Genomic DNA, 4,497 nt, shown 5'->3' with positions numbered 1-4,497 from the left:
TTAGAATACCAGCTTTCCTCCTCTTTGTCAACACCTTTTTTCCTTTTTTCGCGCTTTTTTTCTGTCCAGCAATCCCGGGTTGAAGTACTCCTCTAAATATGTTACCCTTATTCTACTATTATAAATAACAGAACCGGAGGAATTCAGGCATGCCCATCAAGATCCCAGACGCTCTGCCCGCCACTGCGATTCTGGAGAGCGAAAACATCTTTGTTATGACGGAATACCGGGCTCTGCACCAGGATATCCGTCCTTTGAAGGTTTTGATTCTCAATCTAATGCCCACTAAGATCGTGACGGAAACTCAGATCCTGCGCAAGCTGTCCAATACGCCGGTACAGATCCAGGTGGAACTGCTGCGCACGGCCAGCTACCAGTCCCAGCACACCGACGAGGACCACCTGGCCTCCTTTTATACCACCTTTGACCAGGTAAGGGACCGTAACTTCGACGGAATGATCATCACCGGCGCTCCAGTGGAAAATCTGGAGTTCAACCAGGTGGACTACTGGCCGGAGCTGTGCGAAATTATGGCGTGGAGCCGCACCCACGTCCACTCCACCCTCCACATCTGCTGGGGCGCCCAGGCGGGGCTGTACTTTCATCATGGCATCGAGAAGCGCTCCCTGCCCAGGAAGCTCTTCGGTGTGTACGAGCACCGGGTGCTCAAGCCCAGTTCCCCCCTGTTTCGCGGCTTTGACGATGTGTTCTGTGCCCCCCACTCCCGCTATACCGAGGTGTGGGAGAAGGATATTCGCGCCGCACCGGGGCTGGAGCTGCTGGCCACCTCCTCTGAGGCAGGAGTCTACGCTGTCAAGACGGAGGACAGCAGCCAGTTCTTCATCATGGGACACCCCGAGTATGACCCGGACACCCTAGCCAGAGAGTACCGCCGGGATATTGACAAGGGGCTGGACATCGCCGTGCCCGCCCACTACTTTCCCGAGGATGATCCCGCCCGCGTCCCTGTGGTCCGCTGGCGCAGCGCGGGCCAATTGCTCTATACCAACTGGCTGAATTACTACCTGTACCAAACGACTCCATACGACTTGTCAAAGGTGCGCTGAACGGCACGCCGGGAAGGAGCTTCCGCTTCTCCCCGGCGTGCTTTGTTAAGATTTCATTCGGATTTTTGCCCGGATTTGACTAATAATCCTCATTTTGCTATACTGATATGGACTACACTGGAAAAAGGGGGCTTCCGCTTTGCTTCGTTTTGAACACGTTTCTCTCTCCTACGGGAGTCAGAAAATTATCGACGACATCTCCTTTGAAATCCAAGAGGGGCAGATGGCGGTCCTGATCGGCTCGTCCGGCTGCGGCAAGACCACCACGCTGAAGATGATCAACCGCCTGATCGAACCCACCAGCGGCAAGATCTATATAAACGGCAAGGATATCGCCGCCCAGGACAGGGTGGAGCTGCGCCGCCACATCGGCTATGTCATCCAGCAGATCGGCCTGTTTCCCAACATGACCGTGGCCCAGAACATCTGCGTGGTGCCCAATCTGCTGAAATACAGCAAGGAGGCGTGCGACAAGATCGTCCATGAGCTGCTGGAGCTGGTCAACCTGCCCTATGAGCAGTACGCCCACAAGTACCCCTCCGAGATGTCCGGCGGGCAGCAGCAGCGCATCGGCATTCTCCGTGCCCTGGCCGCCTCGCCCCCCATCGTGCTGATGGACGAGCCCTTCTCCGCCCTGGACCCCATGACCCGGCGCACCCTCCAGCAGGAGGTGCGCTCCCTCCAGCAGAAGCTGAACAAGACCTTTGTGTTTGTCACCCACGATATGGAGGAGGCGCTGGACCTGGCCGATGTGATCATTTTCATGGATCACGGCAGGATCGTCCAGATGGCCCCGCCAGAGGAGATGCTGGCCCGCCCGGCCAGCGGTCTCATCCAGGATTTCCTGGGCAAGTTTATCAACACGCCCTCCCATAAGGCGCTGACCGCCGCCGACTTCATGCGCACCGGCGTCTACACCGTCTCCCTCCACCGCGGCACCAATGAGTGTGTGCGCAAGATGCAGCGCTACAACGTGGACACCCTGATCGTGGTGGACGACGCAGGCCGCTACGCGGGCACGGTTTCCATCGCGGACATCCGCCTCAACGGCCACGTGGTTACCGACATCGCTCCCCTGGTACGCACCGCCACTCCCACCGTCCACTCCGGCGACGACGCCAAGGGCTGCTTTGAGCAGCTCATCTCCAGCGGCGCCAGCTATCTAGTGGTGCTGGGCGAGGCGGAACAGGTGGAGGGCATCATCACCAAGACCAGCATGGCCTCTGCCATGGCGGAACAGCTCTGGGGGTGACGGTATGGGTGAGTTTCTGGCGCGCAACGCCGAGGCCCTGATCCGAAGCATCGGCGTGCATCTGTTCTACACCCTGGTCTCGGTGGCCATCGGCTTTGTCCTGGGCCTGGGGCTGGGTATCCTCCTCTCCCGCTTTCCCAGGCAGGCCCGGTTCATCCTGCCCCTGCTCTCCCTGTTCAACACCATCCCCGGCGTGGTCTTTATCGGCCTGTTGTTCCTGGTGCTCCACATCCAGCCCGCCACCGTCCTCATCGCCCTGTCCATCTACGCCATGTTCCCGGTGCTGAAAAACACCTTCACCGGGCTGCTGGGGGTGGACGCGCAGTATAAGGAGGCGGCACAGGGCTGCGGCATGAGTCCCGCCCAGCAGCTCCTCCGGGTGGAGCTGCCCCTGGCCATGCCCACCATCATCGGCGGGCTGCGCATGTCCATGGTCTACACCGTGAGCTGGGCCGTGCTGGCCGCCATGATCGGCCTGGGCGGCCTGGGCACCTTCATCTACCAGGGCGTGCAGTCCAGCAACAACGCCCTGATCCTGCTGGGCGCCGTCCCGGCCGCCCTGCTGGCCTTCCTCCTGGGCGGGCTCATCGACCTGCTCCAGAAGCATGTGGTGCCCAAGGGACTGCGGAAGGGGGGCGGTGACGCATGACCCTCTCCATGGTGGTGGAACACCTGTCCATGGTGGTGTTCGCCATTCTCATCGCCATTCTCATCGGGGTGCCCCTGGGCCTGCTGTGCTATCTCAGCCGCGCGGCCCGGGGCGTGGTCCTGCGGGTGGTGGACCTCATTCAGACCACCCCCGCCCTGGCCCTGCTGGGCATCATCATGGTCACCCCCCTGGGGGCGGGCAAGCCAACAGTGATCCTGGGGCTGGCCCTCTACTCCCTCCTGCCCATCGTGCGCAACGTCACCCTGGGGCTGAGTCAGGTGTCCCCCGCCGTCAAGGAGGCGGCCAAGGGGATGGGGATGACCCGCGTCTACAGCCTCTTCCACGTGGAACTCCCCCTGGCCATGCCCATGCTGTTCACCGGCCTGCGCATCGCCGTGGTCAACGCCATCGGCACGGCGGTATTCGCCTCCTCGGTGGGCGGCGGCGGCCTGGGCAACCTCATCAATACCGGCATCCGCCGCAACGACGTGTCCATGATTCTCTCCGGCACCGCAGCGCTGATGGCCATGGCCCTGCTGCTGGACAACCTGATGGCCTTCTGCGAGCGCCGCATGGGCCGGCGGGACAGCAGCCGCCGCCCCGGCCGGCACGCCGTCCTCCGCCGGCGGCTCACAGCAGGCGCGGCGGCCGTCCTGGTGGCCGCCCTGTGCCTGCCCTCCCTGCTGCCCAAGGACACCTCCAGCACCCTTGTCCTCTACGACGGGGAGTTCTCCGAGGTTCAGTTGGTCAACCGCATGGTGCAGCAGCTTGTGGAGGACCGCACGGGGCTGGAGGTCAGCATACTCGACCCCATGACCTCGATCAACAACTTCAAGGAGCTCACCGCGCGGGAGCCGAGCTGTGACCTGATGTATACCTGGGACGGCACCATCCTGACCACCTTCCTGGGGCTGGACACCAGTGACATCCCCGCGGGACAGAGCCTTTACGACTTCGTCAACGGCCGCATCGGGGAGCAGTACGGCGCCCGTATGCTGGGCAAGATCGGCGTGGACAACACCTACTCCATCGGCGTCACCCAGGCGGTGATGGATACCTACCACCCCGCGGCCATCAGCGATCTGGCCCCCATCGCCGGGGAGCTGCGCTTCGGCGCGGAGCAGGACTTTTACACCGATGCCGGCAGCATGAAGTACGGCCCTTTCGTGGCGTTCTACGGCCTCCAGTTCCAGGAGGCCATTCAGGTGGACATCATGCTGAAGTACACCGCCATCAAGTCGGGCAACTACGATGTCATGGTGGTATACGCCACAGACGGTCTGAACAAGGACGCCAACCTGACCATTCTGGAGGACGACAAATCCTTCTTCCCCGAGTACAATGGGGTGCTCACCGTCCGGGATGGTCTCTTCGAGGACTTCGCCGACCGGGCGCCGGAGCTGGAGCAGACCCTGGAGCTGCTCACCGGCCAATTCACCAACGAGGTCATGAGTGAGCTGACCTACCGGGTGGACGTGCTGGGAGAGGACGTGGACCTGGTGGCCGCAGACTACCTGCACACCCTCGGC

Annotated in this window: 4 protein-coding genes; all 4 read left to right on the top strand. The window is 61.8% G+C overall.

Translation table 11 applies throughout. The annotated features are described in order from the left end of the window. Positions 1 to 149 precede the first annotated feature (149 nt). A complete protein-coding gene (gene metA / locus HMPREF0372_RS07710; RefSeq protein ID WP_007490470.1) occupies positions 150 to 1,067 on the top strand; it encodes a homoserine O-acetyltransferase MetA in 918 nt (305 codons plus the stop codon). Positions 1,068 to 1,206: 139 nt separating this feature from the next. Next, positions 1,207 to 2,319 (top strand): betaine/proline/choline family ABC transporter ATP-binding protein, encoded by a 1,113-nt coding sequence (locus HMPREF0372_RS07705; RefSeq protein ID WP_007490469.1) that lies wholly within the window; start codon positions 1,207 to 1,209, stop codon positions 2,317 to 2,319. A 4-nt stretch (positions 2,320 to 2,323) separates the two neighbouring features. Then, on the top strand, positions 2,324 to 2,968 hold the full coding sequence (locus HMPREF0372_RS07700; RefSeq protein WP_007490467.1) for an ABC transporter permease: 645 nt from the start codon (positions 2,324 to 2,326) through the stop codon (positions 2,966 to 2,968). Continuing rightward, positions 2,965 to 4,497 (top strand): glycine betaine ABC transporter substrate-binding protein (locus HMPREF0372_RS07695; protein ID WP_007490466.1); only part of this gene is annotated, 1,533 nt, incomplete at its 3' end. The genes HMPREF0372_RS07700 and HMPREF0372_RS07695, both read left to right, overlap by 4 nt.

The organism is Flavonifractor plautii ATCC 29863, from assembly GCF_000239295.1.
GTDB classification, from domain to species: domain Bacteria; phylum Bacillota; class Clostridia; order Oscillospirales; family Oscillospiraceae; genus Flavonifractor; species Flavonifractor plautii.
Note: the sequence above shows the minus strand (reverse complement) of the source record. Positions and strands in the feature narration are given on the sequence as shown.